We start from the raw sequence: 6417 nt of genomic DNA, 5'->3' as shown, positions 1-6417 counted from the left end.
CGACGGGGTTGGGCGGATGGGGAGGGGAGACCAGCAAGAGCCGAGGCCCGGCCTCCTGCTTGCGGCGGGGGTCGTCCCCTCACCCGCCCCTGGGGGCCCCCTCCCCCCAAAAAGGGGGGCCGTGGTCCGGGGGGGAGAAGGGAGAGGCCAAAGCCCCTCCCCCCGCCGGGAGAGGGGTTGGGGTGAGGGTACGGAGCGCGCAGCGCCATCGACCTCACCACCCGGCTTTTGCCAATCCCCAATGCCCAATCCCCAATCCCAGCCTTAAGCCACTCCCGAAATCCCAAATCCCGAATCCCGGCCCCTCACTCCCTTGCCCCGCCATTAACACCTCGTTAACGTGACCTCCCCCGCCCGCTCTGGAGAGCCACGTGTCGCTACCGGTCTCGCGCCGTTCCTTCCTGTCCCTGGCTACCTCCGGTTTGGCGCTGGGCGCCGTGGGCCTGGCGCCCGTCGCCGAGGCGGCGCGGCGCAAGGCCGCCGACACTGCTGCGGCAACACCTGGCGTAGTGCCCGCAACCGGCACGGTGTACCTGAACTTCAACGAATGCCCGCTGGGCCCCTCGCCCGCGGCGCTGGCGGCGGCCCAGGCGATCCTGCCGCGCAGCGGGCGCTATCTATTCGAGCTGTCGGACGAACTGATCGCCGCCTTCGTCGGGCAGCAGCGCCTGCCGGCCGACCACGTGGCGGTGTATCCCGGTTCCAGCGAGCCGCTCGCCCGCGCCGCGCGCGCCTTCACCTCGCCGCGCGCCGGCGTGGTGGTGGCCGATCCGACCTTCGAGGCGGTGGCCGATGTGGCTGCCGCGCATGGCGCGCCGGTGCGGCGGGTGCCGCTGCGCGCCGACGGCGCCCACGACGTCAAGGCCATGGCCAGCGCCGATCCGAATGCTGGCCTGATCTACCTGTGCAATCCCAATAACCCGACCGGGTCGGTGACCAAGCGCGCCGACATCGAATGGCTGCTGGCCAACAAGCCTGCGTCCAGCGTGTTGCTGGTCGACGAGGCCTACCTGCACTACAGCGACGAGCCGTCGGTGATCGACCTGATCGGCCAGCGCCAGGACCTGCTGGTGCTGCGCACCTTCTCCAAGCTGTATGGCATGGCCGGGCTGCGCCTGGGCCTGGCGGTGGCCGCGCCGGGGCTGCAGACCAGGCTGGCCGCGTTCGGCCAGAATCCGGTGTCGGTGCCTGCGCTGGCCGCCGGCATCGCCAGCCTGCAGGACCTGCAACTGGTGCCGAGCCGCCGCGCCGAGAACGCGCGCATCCGCGACGCCACCATCGCCTGGCTGCAGAGCAAGGGCTACAAATGCCTGCCGTCGCAGGCCAACTGCTTCATGGTCGACGTCAAGCGTGACGGCACCGCCTTCGCCGCGGCGATGGCCAAGCAAGGCGTGATCGTCGGCCGAAGCTGGCCGATCTGGCCGAAGCTGGTGCGCGTCACCGTCGGCAGCGAAGCGGAGATGCTGCGGTTTCGGGATGCGTTTGTTAAGGCGCGCAAGTAGCTTGGGGGCCGGGAATCGGGAATGGAGAATCGGGAATCGTAAAAGCGGGTTGCCTTGCGGCTGAGGCGTGGAGAGGCTTGCCCTGGCCTTCCCATTACAGGTCCACGGTTCACTAGCCTGGCGTCAGTGCGCCAGGCTTGGAGAGTCGGGATAAGAGTACGCAAGAGTCAAAGCCAGGGGTTCTGGCGTTCGGCGGCGGTCGTACCCTCATCCGCCCCCTTCGGGGGCACCTTCTCCCGAAGGGAGAAGGGAAGAGCGCGCGGGGGGTCAGAGGCGGGGATACGCTTTTACGATTCCCCATTCCCGTTTCCCCATTCCCAGCACCAAGCTACCAGCGCGGCGCCTTCGTCAATGGCGGCGCCTGGTGCTGGCGGTCGTAGGCGCGCAGGTCGTCGCGGATGTGGGCGATGCGCTGGCGTCCGAGGGCGTTGCGGCTGTCGTCCAGGACCACGCCGTCGAGCAGTTCGCCCATGCGCTGCACGGTCGGCAGCATCTTCTCCCAGGCGTCGAGCGCGGTCAGCGGCGCCGGCAGGGTCAGGAAGAAGGCGATCGCCGGGGTCTCCATCTCGCGGATGTGCGCCATGTCGAAGCTGCCCGGCTTCATGATGCTGGCCATGCTGAAGATCGGGCCGCGCTCGGGATGCCCTTCCACCAGGCGGTGGAACACGTTCATGTGGCCGAAGGTCAGGCCGGTCTTCTCCGCGGCCACCACGATGTCCTCGCCGCGCAACACCTGCCCGGCACGGGCGGCGACATACAGCGAGACGATCTTGTCGAAATCCTGGCTCGGCCGCTTGCCGAGGTCGGCGCCGGGCGCCTCCGCCGCTGACAGGCCCAGGTCGGGCTGGTGCGCTTCGCCGTCCGCGCCGGGCGCGACCAGCGCGTCGTCGCCGGCGGCCGGGGCGGCGTCGCCCAGCGAGGGTTCGCGGCGCGGCGCGGCCGGATCGGCCGGCTCCACGCGCCGGCCCTGGCTCGGTTTCTTCGGGCGGCCGAACAGGAAGATCGCCGCAATCAACAGCAAGCCGGCGGCGAGGATGCCGATGCGTAGCATTGCCATGTCGGACATTCAGGGGTTACTCCGGCAAGGGTACACAGGGGGAAAATAACTGGCGGGTGCGCATCGGGTCCGCCAACGCGGGAACCAAGCCTCGACGCGCATCACGTCCTTTAGCATGTCACGTCAGGCCGCGCCCGCCAAACGCGCGGCCTCCTCGAGGTCCACGCTGACCAGGCGGCTGACGCCGGGCTCGCGCATGGTGACGCCGCTGAGCTGATGCGCCGCCTCCATCGTCGCCTTGTTGTGGCTGACGAACAGGAACTGCACTTTCTCGCTCATTTCCTTGACCATCGCCGCCAGGCGGCCGACGTTGGCCTCGTCCAGCGGCGCGTCCACCTCGTCGAGCAGGCAGAACGGCGCCGGGTTGAGCTGGAAGATCGCGAACACCAGGGCAACCGCAGTCATCGCCTTCTCGCCGCCGGACAGCAGCGAGATGCTGGACACACGCTTGCCCGGGGGCCGCGCCATGATCGCCACGCCGGTGTCCAGCAGGTCCTCGCCGGTCAGTTCCAGGTAGGCGTGGCCGCCGCCGAACAGACGCGGATACAGCGCCTGCACGCCGGAGTTGACCCGGTCGAAGGTGTCCTTGAAGCGGCCGCGGGTCTCGCGGTCGATCTTGCGGATGGCGTCTTCCAGGGTCTCCAGCGCGGTATTCAGGTCGACGTCCTGCGCTTCCAGGTACTCGGCGCGCTGCGCGGCCTCGCCGTACTCGCTGATCGCCGCCAGGTTGACCGGTTCCAGCCGGCGCATGCGTCCATCGATCTGCTGCACCGCCTGCTCCCACTCGGCGGGGTCGGCATGTTCGGGCAGGCCGTTGATCACGTCCTCGAGCACGAAGCCGGCCTTGACCACCGCCGCCGACAGCTGCTCGGCGCTGAGCACCAGCGCCTGCTGGTCGAGCCGGCGCTGGGCGATGCGTTCGCGCTGCGCCAGCGCCTGTTCGTCGCGCTGCTGGCGGGTCTGCTCCAGCGCGCGCAGTTCGTTGTCGATGCCGTCCAGCAGCGCGCGCGCCTCGCCGAGCGCGCGGTCGGTGCGCACGCGCTCGCTGAGCGCGGCCTGGTGCTCGGCCTCCAGCGCCAGCACCGGCGAGTCGCCCTCGTTCAACTGCGCGCTGAGTTCGCCCAGGCGCGCGTCCAGCTGCCCGCGCTGGTTGCCCATGCGCTCCAGCGCCTGGCTCAGCGAGGCGATCTGGGTGCGCTGCGACTCCAGGGTCAGGGCCAGGGCGTGCGAGGCCTCGCGCACCCGCCGCGCGGCGTCGCGGGCCAGGTCGCGCGCCTCGGTGAGCTGGCGGCGCTCGCTTTCCAGCGCATGCCGCACCGATTCCAGGTCGCCCATGCTGGTGACCGCGTCTTCCAGCTTGGAGCGTGCCTCGCGCGCCTGCTCGCGGCTGCTGTCCAGGGTTTCCAGCAGCTGCGCGACCTCCAGCTCGATGCGCTCGATGCGGGTGCGCGCGGCGTCGACCTTGCCTTGCTGGCTCTGCAACTGTCCGGCCAGTTCGGAGGCGCTGCGGTGCGCCTGGTACAGCTGGCGCTGCGCGTCCTCGCGCTGCTGCTCGCCGGCCAGCAACTGCGCGCGCATCTCGCCGAGGCGGTGCTCGAGATCGGCCTCGCGCTCCTGCAGCGTCTCGATCTGGCCGCGCAGGCTCTGGATCTCGCGCTCGCGCAGCAGCGCGCCCTGCTTGGCCGCGCCGGAACGCGACACGCGCAGCCAGCCCTGGCCCAGGCGTGCGCCATCGCGGGTGACGATGGAATCGCCCTCGCCCAGCTGCGGCAGCAGCGCCCGCGCCGCACTCAAATCCTCGGCCGCGTGCAGCCGCGCCAACAGCCGGCGGATCGCGATCGGCCCCTGCACCTTGGCCGCCAGCGAGGTCGGCGCGAAGGTCTCGGCCGCCTCCTCGCCGCTGACCAGGGCGATGCGGCCTTCGCCGAGTTCGCCCAGCGCGTCGACCAGGGTTTCCGGCGCCTCCACCAGCACGCCTTCGATCAACTGCCCGAGCGCGCCTTCGACCGCGTTCTCCCAGCCGCTCTCCACGCTGAGCCGTTCGCCGACGCGCGCCGCCGAATCCAGCCCGCGCGCCTGCAGCCAGGCCACCGCCGCGCCCTGCTCCTGGCCGAGTGCGGCCTGCTGCAGGGTTTCCAGCGACGACAGCCGGCCGCGCGCGGCCTGCGCCTGCTTGCGCACGTCGGCCAGTTCGGCCTGGGCGCTGCGCTGCTGGTCCTGCAGCGCCGCCACCGCCTGCTTGCGCGCCTCGACCTGCTCGGTCAGGCCGTCCAGCGCGGCGCGCTGGGTCTCGTGCTGCAGTTCCAGTTGCGCGAAGGCCTCGGCCAGCGCGTCCAGGTCCAGCCCGGCGCGCTCGGCCAGCAGCGCCTCGCGACGGCGCTCGGCCTCCAGCGACTGCCGGTCCAGGTAATCGACGCGGGTGCGCTCCACTTCGCCGGCACGCGAGGCTTCGGCGGTGTTGCGCTGATGCGATTCCCAGCGCTGCTGCCAATCGGCCAGGCGCGCCTCGGCCTCGCGCAGCGCTTCCTGCTTGTATTCGTTGTCTTCCTGCAGCTGCTCCAGTTGCGGGCCGGCCACGTCCACCGATTCGCGCAGCAGCGCCAGCTTGGCCTCGTCGGTGCCGATGTGCTGGCCGAGCTCGGCCAGCGCCAGCTGCGCCTCGTCGCGCGCCTTGTGCAGACGCTGCGACAGATCGCGCTGGTGCTGGATCTGCTGTTCGATCCGGGCCAGCGTACTGCCGACCTTGTAGACCTCGGCCTGCGCGGTGCTCAGCGCCTCGGCGGCCTCCTCGCGGCGCACGCGGCCGGTCTCGATGCGCGCCTCGGCATCGCGCTGCTCGGCGATCAGCTGCTGCAGGCGGGTCTCTTCCTGGCCCAGCGCCTCGCGCAGGCCCTGCAGGCGTCCGTCCAGGCCGCGGTATTCCAGCGCCTTCCACTGCGCATCCTTGATCCGCCGCTCTTCCTGCAGCGCCTGGTACTGCTCGGCCTGGCGCGCCTGCCGCTTGAGGTGCTCGAGCTGCTTGCCGATCTCCTCGCGCAGGTCGCCCAGGCGCTCCAGGTTCTCGCGGGTGTGGCGGATGCGGGTCTCGGTCTCCTTGCGCCGCTCCTTGTACTTGGAGATGCCGGCGGCCTCCTCCAGGTACACGCGCAGGTCCTCCGGGCGCGCCTCGATGATCTGGCTGATCATGCCCTGCTCGATGATCGAGTAGCTGCGCGGGCCCAGGCCGGTGCCCAGGAACAGATCGGTGATGTCGCGGCGCCGGCACTTGGTGCCGTTGAGGTAGTAGCTGCTGCTGCCGTCGCGGCTGACCTGGCGCTTGACCGAGATCTCGTTGAACGAGGCGTACTCGCCGGCGATGGTGTGGTCGGTGTTGTCGAAGATCAGTTCCACCGTGGCCTGCGACACCGGCTTGCGCGCCGAGGAACCGGAGAAGATCACGTCCGTCAGCGAATCGCCGCGCAGCCGGCTGGCCGAGCTTTCGCCCATCACCCAGCGCACCGCGTCGATGATGTTCGACTTGCCGCAGCCGTTCGGACCGACGATGCCGGTCATGTTGGTCGGCAAGTGCAGCGTGGTCGGATCGACGAAGGACTTGAAGCCGGACAGCTTGATGGTCGACAGGCGCATGGTGCAGGCAATCCATGGCAGACGCCGCCGGCATTCCGAGCTGCGCTGCCGCTAATGAAGATCCAGGTGAGGTCCTGCTTCCAACCCATTGATGCGGCTACACCGCCGGGCCGACATCGGACACGAGTCGCTGAGTATAGCGGCCCCCGCGCGAGGCTGGGGCGGCCTGCGCCGGGCGGCGGCGATGCGACGGCGGTCGCACTCGCAGCCGGCGGGTCTTGCGCCGGCCGC

General features: G+C 70.4%; 3 protein-coding genes. 1 reads left to right on the top strand and 2 read right to left on the bottom strand.

Annotation, left to right across the window (positions count from 1 at the left end; translation table 11 throughout):
* Window positions 1-371: 371 nt before the first annotated feature.
* Complete coding sequence (locus tag CEK68_RS19215) at window positions 372-1502, top strand: pyridoxal phosphate-dependent aminotransferase (RefSeq protein ID WP_152240343.1); 1131 nt, start codon at window positions 372-374, stop codon at window positions 1500-1502.
* 328 nt (window positions 1503-1830) lie between these two features.
* Here CEK68_RS19215 and zipA read toward each other — a convergent pair whose 3' ends face one another.
* A complete protein-coding gene (gene zipA / locus CEK68_RS19210; protein WP_152240342.1) occupies window positions 1831-2568 on the bottom strand; it encodes a cell division protein ZipA in 738 nt (245 codons plus the stop codon).
* 114 nt (window positions 2569-2682) lie between these two features.
* Window positions 2683-6186 (bottom strand): chromosome segregation protein SMC, encoded by a 3504-nt coding sequence (gene smc, locus CEK68_RS19205; RefSeq protein ID WP_152240341.1) that lies wholly within the window; start codon window positions 6184-6186, stop codon window positions 2683-2685.
* Between the last annotated feature and the right edge of the window lie 231 nt (window positions 6187-6417).

The organism is Xanthomonas sp. LMG 12461 (assembly GCF_009192935.1).
GTDB classification, from domain to species: domain Bacteria; phylum Pseudomonadota; class Gammaproteobacteria; order Xanthomonadales; family Xanthomonadaceae; genus Xanthomonas_A; species Xanthomonas_A sontii.
The sequence above is the reverse complement of the archived record's forward strand: the minus strand, read 5'-3'. Positions and strand labels throughout refer to the sequence as shown.